This is a genomic window from Photorhabdus luminescens subsp. luminescens (genome assembly GCF_001083805.1).
In the GTDB taxonomy this organism is placed as follows: domain Bacteria; phylum Pseudomonadota; class Gammaproteobacteria; order Enterobacterales; family Enterobacteriaceae; genus Photorhabdus; species Photorhabdus luminescens.
Window position 1 is genome coordinate 142,790 of record NZ_JXSK01000007.1, and the last position, 18,793, is coordinate 161,582.

At 44.2% G+C, this 18,793-nt stretch carries 14 protein-coding genes and 2 pseudogenes; 3 read left to right on the forward strand and 13 right to left on the reverse strand.

The features are described from left to right. Positions 1-58: 58 nt before the first annotated feature. The 5 genes and pseudogenes from TI10_RS16405 to TI10_RS26135 all read right to left on the reverse strand — a co-directional run bounded on the left by TI10_RS16405 (position 59) and on the right by TI10_RS26135 (position 3,294). On the reverse strand, positions 59-1,279 hold the full coding sequence (locus TI10_RS16405; RefSeq protein ID WP_049584470.1) for a hypothetical protein: 1,221 nt from the start codon (positions 1,277-1,279) through the stop codon (positions 59-61). A gap of 650 nt (positions 1,280-1,929) precedes the next feature. Then, positions 1,930-2,034: pseudogene (locus TI10_RS25205) on the reverse strand (LuxR C-terminal-related transcriptional regulator); the annotation flags it as partial. Continuing rightward, positions 2,006-2,569 (reverse strand): response regulator, encoded by a 564-nt coding sequence (locus TI10_RS26700; protein WP_049584471.1) that lies wholly within the window; start codon positions 2,567-2,569, stop codon positions 2,006-2,008. The pseudogene TI10_RS25205 and the gene TI10_RS26700, both read right to left, overlap by 29 nt. Before the next feature lie 12 nt (positions 2,570-2,581). Continuing rightward, a complete protein-coding gene (locus tag TI10_RS26130; RefSeq protein WP_049584472.1) occupies positions 2,582-2,881 on the reverse strand; it encodes an ATP-binding protein in 300 nt (99 codons plus the stop codon). A 74-nt stretch (positions 2,882-2,955) separates the two neighbouring features. After that, positions 2,956-3,294, reverse strand: a complete 339-nt coding sequence (locus TI10_RS26135) for a histidine kinase dimerization/phospho-acceptor domain-containing protein (RefSeq protein ID WP_244161631.1) — start codon at positions 3,292-3,294, stop codon at positions 2,956-2,958. Between the two features lie 7 nt (positions 3,295-3,301). Between TI10_RS26135 and TI10_RS25210 the strand changes: the two genes are divergently transcribed. After that, positions 3,302-3,469, forward strand: coding sequence for a type VI secretion system-associated FHA domain protein (locus TI10_RS25210; protein ID WP_162202299.1), 168 nt, complete (start codon positions 3,302-3,304; stop codon positions 3,467-3,469). A gap of 344 nt (positions 3,470-3,813) precedes the next feature. Here the strand turns inward: TI10_RS25210 and TI10_RS16425 are convergent, their stop codons facing one another. The 4 genes and pseudogenes from TI10_RS16425 to TI10_RS26145 form a co-directional block, all read right to left on the reverse strand. Next, positions 3,814-4,746: a hypothetical protein gene (locus TI10_RS16425; protein ID WP_049584474.1), complete on the reverse strand. Its 933-nt coding sequence runs from the start codon at positions 4,744-4,746 to the stop codon at positions 3,814-3,816. A gap of 51 nt (positions 4,747-4,797) precedes the next feature. Continuing rightward, positions 4,798-4,968, reverse strand: coding sequence for a hypothetical protein (locus tag TI10_RS25215; RefSeq protein ID WP_155416494.1), 171 nt, complete (start codon positions 4,966-4,968; stop codon positions 4,798-4,800). A gap of 141 nt (positions 4,969-5,109) precedes the next feature. Continuing rightward, positions 5,110-5,271: a hypothetical protein gene (locus TI10_RS26140; RefSeq protein WP_244161632.1), complete on the reverse strand. Its 162-nt coding sequence runs from the start codon at positions 5,269-5,271 to the stop codon at positions 5,110-5,112. A gap of 255 nt (positions 5,272-5,526) precedes the next feature. Further along, positions 5,527-5,818: pseudogene (locus TI10_RS26145) on the reverse strand (type VI secretion system ATPase TssH); the annotation flags it as partial. A gap of 252 nt (positions 5,819-6,070) precedes the next feature. Here TI10_RS26145 and TI10_RS16445 point away from each other — a divergent pair. Beyond that, complete coding sequence (locus tag TI10_RS16445) at positions 6,071-6,337, forward strand: ribbon-helix-helix domain-containing protein (RefSeq protein ID WP_049584478.1); 267 nt, start codon at positions 6,071-6,073, stop codon at positions 6,335-6,337. Positions 6,338-6,461: 124 nt separating this feature from the next. Continuing rightward, entirely contained in the window at positions 6,462-6,656 is a 195-nt protein-coding gene (locus tag TI10_RS26705; RefSeq protein WP_387554761.1) for a hypothetical protein, read from the forward strand. Positions 6,657-6,786: 130 nt separating this feature from the next. On the opposite strand, the gene tccC is transcribed toward TI10_RS26705, so the two are convergent. The 4 genes from tccC to TI10_RS16470 form a co-directional block, all read right to left on the reverse strand. After that, positions 6,787-9,918, reverse strand: coding sequence for an insecticidal toxin complex protein TccC (tccC, locus tag TI10_RS16455; RefSeq protein ID WP_049584479.1), 3,132 nt, complete (start codon positions 9,916-9,918; stop codon positions 6,787-6,789). A 129-nt stretch (positions 9,919-10,047) separates the two neighbouring features. Further along, the gene (tccB, locus tag TI10_RS23205) at positions 10,048-14,739 is read right to left on the reverse strand and encodes an insecticidal toxin complex protein TccB (protein WP_053093469.1); all 4,692 of its coding nucleotides are present in this window, start codon (positions 14,737-14,739) and stop codon (positions 10,048-10,050) included. A 100-nt stretch (positions 14,740-14,839) separates the two neighbouring features. Then, complete coding sequence (gene tccA / locus TI10_RS16465) at positions 14,840-17,740, reverse strand: insecticidal toxin complex protein TccA (protein WP_049584480.1); 2,901 nt, start codon at positions 17,738-17,740, stop codon at positions 14,840-14,842. A 531-nt stretch (positions 17,741-18,271) separates the two neighbouring features. Further along, positions 18,272-18,739, reverse strand: coding sequence for a DUF6392 family protein (locus tag TI10_RS16470; RefSeq protein ID WP_049584481.1), 468 nt, complete (start codon positions 18,737-18,739; stop codon positions 18,272-18,274). Between the last annotated feature and the right edge of the window lie 54 nt (positions 18,740-18,793).

The following is an 18,793-nucleotide window of genomic DNA, read 5'->3' on the forward strand; positions in this document are numbered from 1 at the left end:
AAATCGCAAGAGCCAGGACACCCGGCCCTTGCTTTTTATAAAAGAAAAATGAAGATTGTTATGATTCAGAGAAAGCCGGAATATCAAAATGATCGCTATCGTTAAAAAACAGCTTGAACTCCCCTTTGTTACCGTAAGCATCTGCTACAACTACATTTGGAGAATTAATAGCATCGATCCAGTTATACTGTGCACAATTATTTTCTGGCATAATAAACTTATACAATAATAATGTCGCAGCGCCCCCTTCATCATCTTCCATGTGATTTTCATTAGCTTTTGCTGCGAAACGGTAATAATAACTATTGTCGCCAACAAAAAAATAACCATCTAAATCAACCTTATTCTTGCGAGAATAGAAAATATTCACCTGATAATCATCACGTTCAATTCCTCTACCAATCACCGCACAAGGCGCGCCACTCCTTCCGCCTGTTTTTATAACAGAGAAACAAGGATAATCATCACTGCCAATCGCATCCCATTTAATAGTATCCTGACTAATATTATCATTATTCACAGGAGAATAACTGATTTCATGATGCATGAATTTATTATCTCCTCCTGTTTTCTCTACATTCGGACGAATTGAAATAATAGCCCTTTGGCATTTTCCAGTGTAATGCTCTTTCCAGGGCCCCAAAGTAGAAAAACGAGAAACCCATTGTAATGAATTACTGATTGTTTGTTCACCCAGAGAAGTTATTTTCACATTTTCAGAAACCCCATAATTGATAGGAGACAATACTTTGATATTGACACAAGAAACATTCCTAAATGCATGACCACCAGGGCCATTAGGCGTGGCAGTGCCGGTTTCTGACGTATCAAACGCCCCAACGTTCGGCACACGAATTCCAGCAGCAATGAGTTTGCTGTTCACCATTTTTCCCGCACTAATGTAAAAATCAATGAGCACACTACCGTCACCACCAACAGCATATTTTGCCCCGCGACTCCCAAAAGAGAGTGACCTGATAGCACCATCGTAATTCACGGCATTGCAATATTCGTTTTTCTGACGACTATAACGCACTGAATCACTGTCTGTATTAAATGGAATTTCTTCTCCGGTACGATAATCACAAAGATATAATGCACTGGACAAAGTTTCCCCATCCAATATTATCGGTTTCTGCTTCTTATCAATTGCCTTAACCCGGATACTGACGCTGACTTGATTATTACCATTACCATAAATGGTAGCACTACGTGCAATACTGTCAGTAAAACTAATTTTCAGCGTAGTCAGAGTATTAAAATCACTCCAAGTATTCATCTATTTTTCCCTCGTGCTTGATAACATAAACGGTTATAAATTGTCAGTATTACCTGACGATAATAGGATAGAGTGATATATTCCTTTTAGAATAGGGATATTATTCATCATTCACATGTTATATAAATATTATTTTAAATTTTTATTTTCAAACCTTAATCTTTTAATTCTGACAATAAAAACCCAAAAACACAATGCTATTAATCCATTAATTTACCACCATAAAACCTTATCAACAGTTATATTTGAAATAATTATTTTACTTTATCAATAAATATGTCAAATACAATTTTTGCAATACTTAATTCATAAATTAAAATTATTAAGATAATGTTTTAAAAGTTAATTTTTATATCTATTAAGATTAAATAAAAATGAATATCAACGAAATTTAATTTTTTGTTTGAAAATTATTAAATATTTTCATCAAAATGGATGAATTTAACTTACATCAACCATCATCTTTATAAATTGGCACCATCGCTTTATCCACTCTTTGATCTATTCAGTGTGAAATATTTAAAAAACATCCTAAATTTCGCTCATGTATATTATTAACAAATACAAAAACAGCCCTATAATCGAGCTGTTTTTGCATGCTATTGCTAGTAGTCAATTACCATCCGGTAGCATTAACACTATCCGCATGATCAAGTTATTAATCCCAATTTTCTTGAGTATTTAAGTAATTCAATCACCTTATGAACTTTAAGTTTTCTCATCATATTAAGACGGTGAGTTTCTACTGTTTTTTTCTATCTCAACAATCCTACATAACAATGAATTAAGCCCTGCCTGCCCACTCACTCCTTTCATGGAATGTAAGAGCTTTTCTAATACCTCCTGTTGAGTAACATGTTGTTCAGCTTCGTCAAGTAAAGTTAATAATTCCCTGCGAACCTTTTCCTGCATACGCAACAAATTCATGGACAACAGCGGTTTGTCTGTTTCCTGTTGCACCTTCAGGTGAATATCGCGCCGCAACTGATATTCAGCCGTCATCTCTAATATTTGGGCCAATTGGTTAATCGTAACCGGTTTGGATATGTAATCATTCATCCCGGCCTGAACCGCACGTTCCTTCTCTTCGGCAACTGTATTTGCCGTCAAAGCGACAATCATGCATTCTGGGGCCTGATTGTCAGAATCAATACGCCAACGCCGAGTAGTTTCCAGATCATCACACTGCCCCAACAATAATGCTTCTGTACCATCCTGCCCCAATCGCGCCAACATCATGCCAATGATGTCCCGATTGGTCACTGAGTCATCAACCAGTAATACCCGCATACGCCAGGGCTGTCACGGTACGTTAAGTGGCAATTGAAACATCACACTAGTGCCTAAGCCAAACGTGCTGTTAAATTCCAAATTTCCTCCCATCATCCTAGCTAGCGTAGCCGCAATCGTCAGCCCAAGACCCGTTCCTTGTGCATGTTCCTGTACCTGATAAAAGGGATTAAATACCGAGACGATATTTTCTGGAGCGACACCACATCCGCTGTCAGTAACATCAAAAATCAACGTGTTATCCGAACGGATGACAGTCAGAGAAATTCCGCCATTATCGGTAAACTTGCAGGCATTTCCTAACAAATTCACCAAAATCTGTCTTACACGGCTTGTATCAAGCGTTAATACCTATGGCACATCAGCAGCAACGAAGGTTTCTAGCGTCAACCTTTTATTGCGTGCCATTCCCTGTATCGTCTTGATTGATCCAGCAGCGGTAGCGACTGGCTGGCCGCGTACTGTAACTCAACCTGCCCGGCTTCAATGCGCGAAAAATCAAGTAATTTATTGATAATAAATAATAAAGATAGCGTACATTGGTGAGCTGTTTCCACCAATTGTAGCTGTTCGTTGCTGATCTCACCGGTTTTCAGTAACTCCAAATATATCCAATGACAGATGCCCATGAACAGGCAATGAAAGAAGCGCTTTTCTATTGCCTTAACATGGTAATCAATCGTTTTGATCCGTCCTGCGACGAAAACAATGTCTCTGTTGCCCACTTGGCCCATGAATAACACACAACACCGTAAAGCAAGGTTATGGGATAATTTTACTAACCGCTATCAACAAACCGCCGAAGAGATACGTCAACAATCGTCAACGTTATTCAACGCTTTTTTCCTTAGCGTTTACCAACAAAAATTAAATGCTGTTTTCGACAATAGTGATGATTAATAAATACGGGTGATAACTTCGTCCCATTAATGATGCCAGCTATCATGAACAATGAAGCCAATCCGTTGACAAAATCCTGTTCGAAAGGACAGGATTCCAAATTAATAATAACGCTATCACCTCTCGGTTAACACGTTATTATTAATAAAATCACGTATAAAAATATGCAGTTCATTATGTTAAGATAATCTGCCTTATAACCTTGCAGCCCGACTTATTACAACCATTACCTTATATAGATAAATGGTCAAAATTAATCTCACTGTCAATAAATTGAATAACACAAAGTTTTTTTAAGTTGTAATAGTTAATTGATAAAGTTATGTGAAAACTAAAGTGTACTATTATATATTTTCCTTCTTTATAATATTCTGTGCGTAGATCTGAAGTTTTTTTCTGTTCATTTTATTATTTACTCTTTTAATAATTGACGGAAATTCATTTTCCATGAACATACTGGGCACACAAAAATCACCATAACTTTCTAACAACACATTATAAAACTCCTCTAACACCTTGTCTAGCCTGATATTATACTCAACCTGCAATCGTTTATAATATGTATTCTCTACAATTTCCAAGAATTTATAAAAATATCTCTTTGCTTCTCTGAAATCATACTTTTCAAATTTCTCATACAAGAATATCAGTACAGGAATACAAAGAGCCTTTATTCTCTCAACCTCTTGTATTATATCTGTTTTTACCTTTGAATATACATTGAAAAATCTGGATTTCATACAAGCTATTGGATTAATTATTCTAACATTATAATGAGGTGTATATTTCAAATCTGTAATAGGAATATAAAACACCTCAGTATTTAAAGATAATTTATTTGCTTGAAAGTCACTAAGCTCAAAACCCGCAGGCCAATCGATAATATCAACGACATTTGGTATTTCAATATGTTTTTCATTATAAATCTGTTTATTCACAAATAGTTTATTTTTATATTCCTTTATCTTTCCCGTATCTTTATTTTTAAGTGCAAATATGGCTATTGCTGGCGGTGGATTATTTTCATTATGTTGAATAGAAACGTTTAGTGCTTTAGCTATAGCTTCTACATCTATTTTGCGTGCAGAAAAATCTACATCATTTGAGGTTATGTATTCACTAAGGGGCTTAACACTATAGTTGTTATAATACCATGTAACCCAATAATGTATTGCCTGTCCACCAATAGTTATAACTGGTGCGGTAAAATTATCTGCATGTTCCATTAATTCCCGGTTAAGTAAATACAACTGGTCAAGAGGTTCTATATGAGACATAAGTAAACCACCTTAAAATTAAGATGGCTTATATTGTCTTAAATTGAGATATTAAGCAAAACTAAATTGCTTTTTCAGCTTGGTTGAGTGTTGTAATTGACCAAGATCAGATTTAGGCATGAATTGCATCGATTCACGTTCACCGGATTCAATCTGACGTAGGTAGTTACCGTAAATTTTATGCTGAACTTGCTTAATATCACGTGCTGATTGAAGTTTCATACAACACCACCTAAAAATCGGAACAAGGATTACTTAATTAAAATTAATTCTAACGCTTCCTACATACTATCGCAAAGATTTTTGGGTATTCAATACTCACTATGTTCTATAGGCTTAAGTTTTTATGCACATATGGCAATCTCAACAAAAATAACACTCAAATGCCGAGTTCTCCCAAGCGACTTTCAATTGTGAATAACGTTGATTCTCCATTGTTGCTGTCAGCAATTTACGACTAATCTGCGGCAATAAGATATTGGTAATAATGGAATCAACCCTGCGGACGCCAGATTCCTGTTCCATACAACAAGCCACAATCTGTTGTGTCACTCAGCGGTCAAACTGCGCTTCAATACCATAATTTTCCCACAGGCGTTGGGTTACTCGCGCCAATTGCAGTTGTACAATCTTTTCCAGCATTTCATTACTCAACGATAAGAAAGGGATGATCGTCAGACGGCCAAGTAGAGCAGCGGGAAATGTCCGTAGCAGCGGTTGGCGTAACTGATGCGTCAGCATTTCCACATCCGGCAAACCATCCTGTCGGGTACAGGCGCTGATAACCTCCTGTTCAACCTGAAGTGCATCAAGCTGACAGCGGTAATCTTCCAATACTGTCGGCTGACTGACCGCCACCCGTGCGCAAGCGGTGTCAAGCAGGACTATTGCTTTATCAGGCAACTCGGGCCGGAATATAACGATGAGAGAGCGATACCGCAGCTTCCAGAGCTTCATCCAGCAATAACACGCCATGATGTCGCTCTAGTTGTCTGGACAGACTACGTACCATCTGTAAAGCTAATGCTTCGTCCGGCTGTGCGACCTGCAACACCTGAAAACGTCGCGTCACCGGCAAGCCAAAGTGGTAACGTAGCAGACACAACAGGCCATCTTTGTTACGCGGCTGGCGGCTCAGATGCCCCACCAAGTTAATATTGAGCGCAGTGTACACCTTGATCGCCCAGACCAGAACTGCTGCGAATAATTGCCGATCTGCAACCTGGATAGGCACCAAAATTCTTTGTTTTATGAGTCTATTTTTTGGACATATATTTATTTTCAGAGTAGGATTAAATCCTACACACCTAACTGGAGGTATGCCATGCGAACTACACAACAATTCAGTATTACATTGCCAAATGAAATGGCTGATGTAGTAAAAACTAAGGTCATGACGGGAGAATATGCCACGGAAAGTGAAGTTATTCGGGATGGCCTGCGTGCGTTAATGGCCCGTGATCGTGCGGTTGAAAGCTGGTTACGCGAACAAGTCGTCCCTGCGTACGATGCCATGAAAACGGATCCGGCACGAGCACTGACTGTTAACCAAGTACGAGCAAGATTAGCTACTGAACGCAAGCAGAATTAAAGTGAGCTATCGTGTTGTCTTTTCACCAGAGTCCTCAGAGCAATTGGTGACACTTTAACCACTATATAGCTGTCACTGCCTCCCCAGACACTGCAATACGTTATACAGACGGTATTGCGAGAGTTTGCAAACTTTTCTTCATCGCGGGACTCAACGTGATGATATTTGTTCCGGCTTACGGATTACCAATTACAAGAAACGAACCGTGATTGCTTTTGATGTTGATAGCGATGTTGAATTAGTTTCTATTATTGGCATCTTCTACGGCGGTCAAGATTACGAAACTTTTCTGCAAAGCGATTCAGAATCTGACATATAAATCTGCGATGACCTTATAATCTCAAAAGCAGCGATTAATGATTGAGGTAATAAAGCGGCTGCTCCCGGCCCTGAAATCTCCGCCCAATATTGGACGGAGATTTCAGGCAATGTTGACTACAAAATATTAACTACAAAGAGAAAACTCGTCGTGCGGCTCCCACGGCGCTGGTTCCATAGTCTATCGCATTGGCGATCCCTGTTGTGGTCAGGACCCTGCCTCTGATCTGATTACCAATCATACCAGCAATATTATCGATACCGCTGCCGATAGCACTTAACCCTCTGGAAATCCAACTATCTCTTCCCATCACTCTGTGCAGACCCGTTCCAATGCCGCCGGCAAGCCCGCCGAGAACGCTAAATATAGGTTCAAAGACCGGTCTGGCGACACCGAAATGCACTAACTGTCTGGCTAAACCGGCGACATGTGGGCTGATAGCCCGGCCTAAGAACCTACTCAAAAATCCGCCGCCCATTACTCTGTTGATAGCCATTTCCGCCCCCAAACCAGCGGCATAACCCACTGCGTAATTCGCTAAATGTCCAGCGGGGTTACTGGCGACATCTAAACCAAAGCCAATCCAAGAGCCATAATAGGTGCCAATACCGGCATGGATACCTGCTCTGGTACTCCCTTGTGTACCGGTGATCATCCCACCAGCCGCACCCCCCGTTGCTGCCGCGATTTCATGTGTAAAAGTGGTGGAAGTACCCAACATGGTATCAATGGTACCTACCGCACTCCCAGCCCCAATAGCCCCACCTATCCCACGGTCAGCATTATTTATCCACGATCCCACCGCCCCCGTTACCGCCCCAGCGGCTGATGCAACACCAACGCCTTGTGCTCGCGCACCATAAGCCGCGGCTGAACTCGCCCCGGCAGCCGCGCCAGCCGCCGACTGTACTAATGTTGATTTTCCCTGTACGAGTCGAGCAAGTAATGCCCCGCCTTTTTCCAGCAGGCTACCCACGTTATACCCCATCAACGCGCCAATCCCTGCGCCTACGGCCGCAACCCCCAGAATGACGGGAATGGCCGCTCCAGCCGTAGCGGCAATGGTAGCCGCCAGACCGCCAATCGCAATCCCGCCGGCAATGGCTCTGCCAATTTTTTGTCCCCGTCTCATTGACGCAGACATCCCCTCATCAGGTTTACGAAATAGAAATGAAGCAAACCAAAATGTATTCCGATTTCGGTTCGGAGACGGCGCTAATCCATCAGGGTCAGTCAATGTGATTGGGTTATTCCTCACCATCCGGTACAAATTCAGCCCATCCACGGTTCCCGCCGGATCAGCACTCAACCATCGGCCCACCCAAGGCTGATAATAGCGATAGCCGTAATAATACAATCCAGTGGCATCCCGCTCTTTACCGGAGTAACGAATAAATTTGTAGCTGGCTTCTGTCTGATTTTTCGCTGCCCACACCGCAGTGCCGCCATACGGATAATACTCTTCCTGACTGAGAATCTGCCCTTCGCTATCCAGTTCAAGCTGGCTGGAACCGAGAAGATTATCGTAACTGTAACGCACCTGATCGTTGTCGATATCTGCCGGCTTACCGCTTTCCCAGTGTAATACTCTTACCTGTGCGCGGCCCGCCTCACCTACCGTAATCACCTGCAAATTTTTAGTTGTTTTATCTGCAACCTCAGTTGTGCGTAACTCTAATCCCAGTAGATAAGTCACCCGTTGTACTTGAATACTATTACCCGTCTGCTGTTCACTCACTTTTAGCAGCCGTATTCCATCACTGCTATAACGATACCATTCACTGTCACTGGTATTTTCGCGGCTCACCGGTGTGACTCGTTGCAATTCACCACGGATATTCCAATCCAGATTTTGCCCTGGCATTAACGTCTGCTGATGACCGCCGGAATCAAATAGCGCATCCACTTGGGTTGGATCTGTCGTTAATGTACTCAATACCGCCCGGTTACTGCGGCTTGAAACGGTCATATCTGTGGTGTAACTATTTTGAGTCGCAGGTGAACTGTGTCGGATTTGGACCAAATTACCGCCACGGTCATAAGTATAGGTACGAAGGTAATTGGTATAGGTGTTGTTGTCGGTAGGAACAGGTATTACGGGTGAAGGAAGTTGGTTGCTTTGCTGGCCGATATTGGCCATTTCACGCCCTGTCGCACTAATAAGCTGATACAGAGAATCATAAACATAGCGGTTCTCAGGCTCTACTTTCTGATTGCGCCAAAAGCGGGTGGCTTCAGCATCATTATGGATACTGACGACATTCCCCACCGGATCATATTCATAGCGTAGATCCTGCAATATTCTCGCCCCTGATTGACTCTCTTCGGCGCGTCGGGTGGTGATACCAATCAAACGTTGAGTTTCTGGTTCATAACTGTATTCCGTAATCACGCCGTTACCGTGCTCTTCACGCAATTTATGACCTGCGGCTGACCAGCTCAGAGACTTAACAATCACCTGTTCACGCTGGCCTTTCACCGTTAACCAGCTCCCTTTTAACTGACCAGCAATGTCATAAGCCAGACGCTGGATATTGCCTTTCGCATCGGTTTGGGTCAGTAAAGCCCCTATGGCATTAGTTGTGCTTTGTGTTGTATAAACCTCACTCGCCAGCATCCTCTGCCAGACAGTTTCGTCGTCACCGCTCCAGTTAGCCTCCTGCCCCTCTGCCAGCAATTGGTGAGATTGGGATAAAATAGCGCCAGCCAGTGACTGACTCATCAATCTGGTCACTCCCGCCGTGTCGTAGTGGCGTATACACAGACCGGAGAGGTTGTACTCTTTCTCCGCTGTTGTATTCTCAGCCCAGATAAAGCGCTCTGTCACTTGAGAAGTCTCTTGGTCGGAAACTTGCTCGCTCACAGATAACAAACGACCGGGCAACGTGTTGTCTTCATAGCGACGAGTTTGACGAACGCCTGTCGCATTAATCGTCATTACCGGACGACCTTCAATATCATTTAATGTGACAGTACGGCCAGCATCGACACTCTCTACCCGCAGGGCATTACCAGCCAGATCATGTTGCCAGACAAAATTAGGCTTCACCGAGTTATTGGTCTGTGTTGCATCATACAAGCGAGGGTCAATACTGTGGTTCAAGTGTCCACGGGCATCATACTGGTGACGAGTGACGCGGGTGTCAGTGTCCCCGCCCGCCACAACACGGTGGAAACCAATATCACGAATGGACAGGCCGCGATTATCTAACACGCTGACTGTCGGGGTTTGAGTATAAAGAGTCGTATCAGATGTACTCATATCATATTCCTTTTATTTTAAAGCTTCCCTTCCAATGAAATGGAGAAAGATCGCAAGATTAATTTCAGGTATGACAGGCTCTCTCCCACTCTGGCGAACAAAGTGGGAGATATTTAGTTAAAAGTTGATTTAAAAAAGTGTTTTCTTGACTTGATTTGCAAAGCTGGCGCCGCCGTCGCAAGCAGTGTAATGCACCTGCACCAGTACATCGTCCATATTCGCCAACAGTGACGCCTGCATGTCATCCGCCTTCAATGTGTTGCCATCAATATGCTCATCTACAGCACGTGGGAAGGTAAGCGTCCATTTGGAAACTGCCCCGGTACCTTCAAACGATAGATAGCGCTCATCCTCCAAGCGCAGCTCAAAACTACCGGCATCATTAATGCCAGAAGAGAGCGCCACTTGCTGGCTGGCCCGCAGATTGGCGACAATATGCGTCGCATCACCCTCTTGACCTGTCGGATCATTGAGACGTTTAACACCATTGATATCTGCTGCAAGCAGTGTACTGCTGCTAGTTTGAGTAAGCGTTGCTTTCACGTTCTGATACGGCCCAACCAGCGTCGGCAATGTCACTGACACGGTTTTAATCTGGCGCAAATAGTGCCCCGGATAGTCGTTGTCAAACAGCTTTTCGCTTAATGTAAAGTCGACTTTGCCCTCAGTTTTTAACTTACCAAAGCCATCATTACCCAATAAGCTTTTGAGCGACACAGTACGGATCACATTAAGACGGCGCTCATGACGAACTAAATATGCCGCTTCCATTTGGTGCAAATTGAGTTGCAGAGTTTCTCCCACTTGCAAACCACGGTAATGGTCATTCCAAGTACCGGTCTGAATAAACGTGGTGGCGTAATCACCCAATTCATACTGCCAGCAAGCTTGGGCGGACAAACACAGAGAGACCACAGCGTCGTACGCTTGATAGTACAACGCGGATAATTGACCACTTAACCACTGGTATAACGTTGCCTTGGTAAAACGGGTGGTCAGGTAAGTCAACATGGTCCGAATTTGTACCTGCTGCGCCTTCGCCTGTTGCAAGGAAGTCTGAGCCGCTTTTTCGCGCACTGCCAACGCATCCAACTGTTTCTGTAATGCTTCGACCTCAGACTGTGCTTGCTGGTACTGGATTTGCCACTCTTCACGACGACGGCGGTAATTCTCCGTGGTTGCCAGACGCTCGGCGACTACGCTGGTGGCTTGACCTGCGGCCATCAACCCGATGGCAATCGCTTCCGTTACCCCTTCATAACGCGAACCACCATCAGCCAGACCGAAGATATTAGGAATCACTTTCAGCGCCCCACTGGCAGTTTGTACGCCGGTGGAAGACGAAATCAGGGATTGGGCTGAAGTTTGGGTATCCATCACCAGTTGTTCCGCACTGGAGATGTTGTTCTGATACAGCGTGTAATAGTGGTCATGACGCTGTTGCGCCGTAGCCTGACTGGCTTGCAGCGCCAGACGATCCGCCGCCAATCCATCCAACGCCTGTTGTTGCAACGTGATGGCATAGCTGGACATATCCAACAGTTGCTGTTGCGCCAACTCTTCTTGACCGGCCCGTTCGCTACGTTCCAACAAACTAAGCAGGTTCTGACCAAAACCGGTCAGCGTACCCACGGCGCTGTAAGCTCGCGGCAACATAGCGTTGAAACGGTATGGCGGCACCGTCAACATGGCGCCACTGACGCCATTCGTCAAAGTGCCGGACTGAGCGCGTTGAGCCAACAGCGCTATCGGATCAGCAGGCGCAGCATACAGCGGCAGTGAAAGCGGCTTGCCATCAACGGTCAAGTTATGACGCAAATTGTATAACCGTGCATCCAACGTATCCCAGTGGGACAACATCAGGACATTGAGCGGTTCATTAAAGTAGCCATTATCCGCCAGTTTCAAGTGGCTAATGTTATTGCCCAGTAATGCGGGTAAAACAGTATTACTGTTAGCTAGCTGGAGTTCAAAGTCACGTAAAGCCGTTTTTTGCCCAGCGGCCAAGGTATCCAAGGTTTGCGGTGTCCAGACGCTACTCAGCGACACATCCGGCCGAGGCCCTAACAATTCAGCGGCCAGATTGTAATAGACACGGGCCTGAGTCAGACCATCACGAGTCAATTGGCGATACCACATATCTCCCTGAGCAATGAGATTGCTGACATAGGCGATAAATACCGCTTTCTGATATATCACCGGATGAGCATAAGCCTGAGTATCGGGATCGATAGGATCACCCAAATGACGTGAAAGATCGCTGTGTCCTTCAACCAACGGACGTACATTCCAATAAGCCGGGGCATTGTGTGGCTTATTTTTCATCGCCGGATCAAAGATGTAATGCAAACTCTTTTGCGCCGGCGAAAATTGCTGTTCGTTGGCAAAACGGGTAGCAACCAGAAACGGCAAGTGAAAGAACAATTCCCAGAAATAGAGACCGTTTGAGCCATTAAAGTCCATTGGCTCACTTTTGCCGTCATTAACTAAATCAGCTTCCAGAGAAGGATCTGCCTGCAAAGTGTAATCCAGCAAACTATCCAGCCCCAGATTAGCCTTCTCAATCAAAGTGCGCACAAAGGTGGTATTAAGACGGGTTTTCGCAGGTAATGATGAGGTCCAGAAATCCAAATATTGCACCAAACCACGTTTGCTATCGTAACGGGAAATCAATCGCGGAATGGCATCCGGCGCTTTGCTATCCTGCAATGCGACATAGACATTGAACCACTTACTAGCCCAGGAATAGGCCCCTTTTCTCCCTGATGGGCGGTCATAATGATCCCATACAACGCTCAAACAAACCTGTAGGTAGTTTTTATTTGGATCAGTGGAGAAATCCGCTTCGGACAAGGTATAGGTTGTAGAATAGGTCGCACCGCTGGCAAGTTTGAAAGTTTGATCACTGTAGCGTTTAAATAGATTGCGCCCATCCGCCGTCTCAGCATTGATTTCCTGATAAAATTTGCGGTTATCGGCGATTTTCTTGAAGTTTTTTATATAAGTGAGATGACCAGCACCTGCGAAAAAGGCAATCAAGGTATCAGTACTAATAGCATAATTTATTGCACCGGCCCAATCCCCCAAACGAGTACCATCCGGAATATACAGGTTATAACTGCTAGGATCATCCCCTACCCAAGCGATACCGCCATTTTTCACAGTAACAGAATGGTGCCCATAAAGCAGGAATATGGAATTCCATGCATCATTAACGGGCTGGTTTATATCCCATGTTCCATTAGGAGTAGACCCTCCACCATAACCCTGGGGATAATAGGTGATTACTGCATTATGGAAGCTGTAATAGTCTTCATCATCGTAATCCAGGTAAAAACCCTCATCCCCTGTCCATGAAAAGCCATAACCAGACGTAGAATTGTTCTCTCTGTCAGCACTCCCAAACGTATGACGGTTAATAAAATCCCCATTGGTAGTGGTCTGGATATGGAGTGTCAGACCATCTTGATCGATATCCACATAGGCACCGGTAGTACCCTGCTTCAAGTCATCAACTTTACCTACCCAACCCGTATTTTCGGGATCTTCTGTCGCACCAGCAATAACCTTAGTAATCACATACTTCTTATCGTATACCGCAAATTGCAGGCAATTCTGATCATTTGTTTCATCACGGTAAGTACTGAACAAAAAGTTTTTACTTAACGGCTTGAGACTATGGCGATTAAAGGCTGAGTCACAATAGAGATAACCATACACAGCAGGACGGTTTTGATATGGAGTCCCCGTAAAATTACGCACAAACACTCCCAACATCAGGCGGCCATACGGGTTACTGTCAGTTTCCTCCGTCGGGTCAATACTAAAATCGGTAGTAGCCAGCAGATTAACCTGTCGTAATGCCATATTCGATTCATCAATCAACAGGCTGGATCGCTGTGTTTCTGAACTTTCACCTGCTTGCTGCGTCATCAGCGTGGTAGTATTTGGTGCCGTCCAAGTATCATCATAGCGTTTATAGCCAAACTTTATGCTGTAAGCATGGGTGTTACTGATATCTTTGCCATTAGCGTCTTTCTCTTTCTGTACCGCTGGGTCACGCTCAACCCAAGCTACATACAGTCGGTCGTTATAAAATACTGGGCGAACGGTATGTTCCAGCACCGTATCACCAGACAGCGGCAAGGTGATTTCCTGCCAATCATTCCAACAATTTGGCGTTACTGGATTTCCCGCCGGATCTTGACGATTTTTACTCAAATCCATCTGGCGCCAGTAGTACCGATACGGTTTGGTAGTGGTACGGCCGATAAAATAGTAAATGGCTTGATCAAATTTATCCTGATTAATATAACCACTGAGCACATACAGATTACTCACCGCCTCAAACTCATTGAGATACGCCAGAACTGCGTCCTGAACCCGATCCGGATCGAGTCGATTCTGGTTTAAAGTCGTCTCCAGCTCTGAGAAATAATGGCTTTTTTCCTGCCGGGTAATAGGAGAAATGTAGTTTTCAGCGTAATTTCTAACCTCAGCCCCCGCCGCCCAGACTGCATATTGATTATCATTGTCGCGCCATTCGTTAGCGGTGGAGGGTTCCATCGCCTGACGCCCCGGTTCAGAGCCGTTGACCAAACGAGTCATATATTGCTGTATGCTGGCGATCGCTTGAGCTACTCGGCTGGTTTCAACCTCATCGGCTACTTCTGGGTCAATTAACAAGTACTCGTACAAATCTTCCACGGTTACTGGCTGACCATCGACGCCTTTCAAGGCTGGCGCTACAAAGTTCATATAGCCGGTCACCAGCGCATCACGCTGAGATTCATTCAGTTGCTTTTCCATTATCGATAACATAATTACACCTGCCTTACTTAAATGGCGGTTTAGAATCAGCCCGATGGGGCCATACGGAAAAATCGGATTCACCTATTCAGGTGGCGAACTTCTGCCATGTTCAGCGGCTACCCTTAACATGAGATACACCGACTACCAGCGCCTGACCGGCGCTTTGCCAAAGGGCATAATCACTGTCACGGCTCAAAGCATAACCTTGCTGTTGCTGTGTAACGCCAAGGCCAGTCTGGTTTTGTGCCTGTTGCAGACGCAGAAGCGTATCTAGTTGCTGTGTAGTTTTGGCAATCCCGCCCAATACCGCCCAAGCGGCTTGCAGCTCGTTAGCCTCCCAACCCAGTAGCGTTGCCAACGTTTGTGCCGCATCAGATTGGCTCAACGGCGCGGCAGCATTAGCCGAACGCAGATAGGTCAATAGATCATTTTCCGTACCACTACCGGCTTTCCCCACCTGGAACAGCAAATCGCTGTAACGGCTTAAGGTATACAGCATCCACAAACTGATATCGGTTACTGTTTCTGCGGAAGCGCCAAAATAGGCTGGATAATCCAGCAAGGTTTGCACCATTGCAGGACTCAAGGTGAATTGTTGGGTTAACAAGGAGCGGCGTACCACTTCACGTAATTGATTCAGATAGTCAACAGGAATATTGGCGGCGGTCTTAACGGTGTCTTTCAATGCCCAAGTCGCGCTGAGCCACTGATAGACAGTTTTTCCACTCCAACGCAGCAACAATGCGGGCAATGATTGACTCACATTCAGGGTCTGCGCCAATAAACTGACAGCGACACCTTGCTGAGTTTGCTGTGCTTGATTGAGCGTATTCGTCAGGGTAGTAATTGCTAGCTTCTTATCTGTATCAGACAAGCTTTGTGTATTGACCACCGTTGCTATAACACTTTCTATGCCGGCATCGGTCACCAGACCCACCTTATCGATAAGCGGGCTATTACCTGCCGAGAGCAAAGCAAACCAGTCAATGACGTGACCGTTGGTATCAACTAATGGCGCGCCACTACGGGATAACAATGTTGCATCCACAAATGTACTGCCCAGGTTCTGCCATACCTGACGGATAAAATTCAATTGATCGTCAGTGCCCTGACCGGTAAAGGTAGAATTGCTACTCAACAGTAAAAGTAAGGTTTCAACAGGTAAATCATGCTGTTGTTGCCATTGAGCGATCGCACTTAGCGCTTGCAGCAAACTCAGAATATCCGCCGCCAACGGAGAATCCTTTTGCGGTGCGGTGATTGTCGGTTTTCCTGCCAATTGCTGCCAGACGATGCCTGTACCTGCATCCAATCGGTCAACCAAAGCACAGAAAGCCTCTGGATCTATCCCTAATGTACGCGCCAGATTAGCCAGACGGTAGAACGCCGACACCACAAACAGATTACAGTTGAGCGTACTTTGTGTGACATTCCCCTGCCGACGAGCAATATTATCCGCCAATAACAGGAACTGACGATGATTGAGCCCCAATGCCGTGCTGATATGTTTGACACGCGCCCCATCGCCCCCAGTGGTCAATGTATAGACAAAATCCTGATTATCTATCACAAACGGCGTATCAAAGGCGCCGACGGAGTTAAACACCTGATCTAAGAACGGAGTTGCCGGTGTAATGGCAAACGGGGTCACCACGCGCAGCCAGCCAGCAAATTGTTTGGCGGTAACACCGTATTTCGCTTGATAATGTTTGAACACTCCCAACACACGCAGCGTACTGTCGTTCATCAACAGCGCACTATTTCCCGCTTCCGCATCCATAGCAGAAGTCACCAACAGGTCAATATCCTCATAGGGCAGATTCAGCCATTTTTGCAGGCGCACGATGCGGTTGATACGGTCCAACTTGTCATCGGTCAGATTGTTAACCATCAGAGCAAAATGCGCTTCTGCGCCACTGCGACTCAAAGCAATCGCCTCTGGTTTGCCGGCATGAATGAAACGGGCGCCGTAAGCAAATGGCGTCGCTGCCGTGTCGCCAGTACTCGCATTATCAGACTTAACCACCGTAGCCCCCCCGACAGTTGAACTCAACATCAGTTCTACCTGAGGTACAGTCAAATTTGTTCGGCCAGTCAATATGGTCATATCGCTGAAACTGTTCTTCGTCAGCGAACCGTCACCATAATTTAGTTGATAGAAATCCTGACCAACGGTCTCCGTAATGATTTTCTGCTGCTCTGGCGAAAGCTGACTCGCCATGATTTGCAGTCGGGTCAAAGCACTGGCAGCCGTATCGCTCAATTTTCCTTTTGCTGTTGCCCAGAAGTTTTGCGGCAAATCCAGCGTCTGCGGCAAGGTGACATCTTGCAACGTGGTACCCAATACCGACTGAGCTGTCTGAATCTGCTGGTGACCATAATGATACGGCAGATTATTCGGATAACGAGTGGTGGAAAGTTTGGCGTTTACCGCTTCCAGATCAGCCAGACTTAGTTTCTTCTGAATGGCCTTGGATAGAATTTCATTAACCAACTGCAATTGCGGTATAACCTCATTGATCGCTTTATCATTAATTAACAAAGCGCCCAAATCGGGACGACGTTCCGCCAACGTATTCATCATGGCACTAGCGCCATTCTTTTCCTGCTCAAGGGCCAGTTGATAAATATGTGTCAAATAGGCTACCGGCGCATCGTTGGCTTCCGGCGAGCCGCTAGGTGCTTTATCTTTCCAGCCAGTGTTTGCATCAAGAAACTGATTAGCGTAATCCGGACCTGATACAGAGAACGGACTTCTCAAACTAAACTGAACAGCTTCACTAAGAGAATTACGGCGAAAATGGTGTAACACCTGATGAGCATAGCCCACCGCCAGATCATACATTTTTTCAGCATTGCGCCCTAGATCAGCACGATGCTCACGAATAAAACGCTCACGCGGCATACGTACCACATCAAACACTGAGGCATAACCAAGGTTAGTCAATTTACCGGGTAGATTATGGATCTCTTCGGTGCGGGAAATCAGGGGACTGGCGAGTTGATTCATACGGACTCCTGAATTGAGGTTTATCATGAGAAGTAAGTTTGGTTTTTTCGTGCAAAAAAATGATCACCATCGTTATGTGTAAGAAAGGTACCAGAACAAACACATACTTTTAGAACATCAGGTCTCTTAACCTTCTAAAGACGCCACACACAGTGATGATGTGTGAGGAAAAATATAATAAATCACAAAACTTGCTTACCTTAAAAAACAAAATACAGACAATAAAATAACTTTACCTTTATATAATTATTTAGAGTAAATATTTACTTATATTGATGATTAATTTACAAAATCATTAATAATAGTTTGTAAGAACTTACTTTTAATAAGGTAATACCAGTGTGCTGGAATATTAATACATGACTGAAATAATGGCAGGAGAATAGTCTGTTATATCAATGTGATGAATATTCTTGGTGTATTTTCATTATTTTTTAAACAAAATATTCTATTGAAGGGTAATGAGAAGTTAATGAGTCAAATTCAGTATACCCAAACAGCTAAGGTTCTAAATAAGAGCCTCTTTATTGATTACCAACGTACTTCTGAAGTAGGTAAAAAAGTCACCAATCTGACCCGCTCCAGCAAATCGTAATCAACCTGCATGCTAGTTGGAATACGAAAATCCAATAAGGTATATAACTCAGTCCAGCCAATTTCTCTAGTTAACCTTTCCCTTGGCGGAAGTGATTTTTCTGGCTCACCAAATTGTTCATGAATCCATTGACGGAACATTATGGAAATTAATGGTGATGGTAGTTCATTTGGAAATTGGTATGAATCTTTTTTCTCATCAATCAAGATAAGCCCTATCGCAAATAAAACTTTGTTATCCCTCCTAAAAGCAAGATGTACACCTTCTTTAATCATATGCAGGGATATTTCAGGATCTCCAAGATATCCTGTTGGTTTAGTTTTATAAGGAATTAGTCCTTCATCAAAAATTTCCTGATAAGACTTTCCTAAACTATTTATTAGTGCATCTATATTGACTGTCATTATTCATACTCATGATCTATTATCTGGAATAAGTTGTTTTTCACCAACATATCG

What these genes read in the sequence shown, in the direction of transcription:
- TI10_RS16405 (WP_049584470.1), bottom strand. Translation starts at nt 1,279, where the DNA reads ATGAATACTTGGAGTGATTTTAATACTCTGACTACGCTGAAAATTAGT.
- TI10_RS26700 (WP_049584471.1), bottom strand. Translation starts at nt 2,569, where the DNA reads ATGCGGGTATTACTGGTTGATGACTCAGTGACCAATCGGGACATCATT.
- TI10_RS25210 (WP_162202299.1), top strand. Translation starts at nt 3,302, where the DNA reads ATGAATAACACACAACACCGTAAAGCAAGGTTATGGGATAATTTTACT.
- TI10_RS16425 (WP_049584474.1), bottom strand. Translation starts at nt 4,746, where the DNA reads ATGTCTCATATAGAACCTCTTGACCAGTTGTATTTACTTAACCGGGAA.
- TI10_RS25215 (WP_155416494.1), bottom strand. Translation starts at nt 4,968, where the DNA reads ATGAAACTTCAATCAGCACGTGATATTAAGCAAGTTCAGCATAAAATT.
- TI10_RS26140 (WP_244161632.1), bottom strand. Translation starts at nt 5,271, where the DNA reads ATGGAACAGGAATCTGGCGTCCGCAGGGTTGATTCCATTATTACCAAT.
- TI10_RS16445 (WP_049584478.1), top strand. Translation starts at nt 6,071, where the DNA reads ATGCGAACTACACAACAATTCAGTATTACATTGCCAAATGAAATGGCT.
- tccC (WP_049584479.1), bottom strand. Translation starts at nt 9,918, where the DNA reads ATGAGTACATCTGATACGACTCTTTATACTCAAACCCCGACAGTCAGC.
- tccB (WP_053093469.1), bottom strand. Translation starts at nt 14,739, where the DNA reads ATGTTATCGATAATGGAAAAGCAACTGAATGAATCTCAGCGTGATGCG.
- tccA (WP_049584480.1), bottom strand. Translation starts at nt 17,740, where the DNA reads ATGAATCAACTCGCCAGTCCCCTGATTTCCCGCACCGAAGAGATCCAT.
- TI10_RS16470 (WP_049584481.1), bottom strand. Translation starts at nt 18,739, where the DNA reads ATGACAGTCAATATAGATGCACTAATAAATAGTTTAGGAAAGTCTTAT.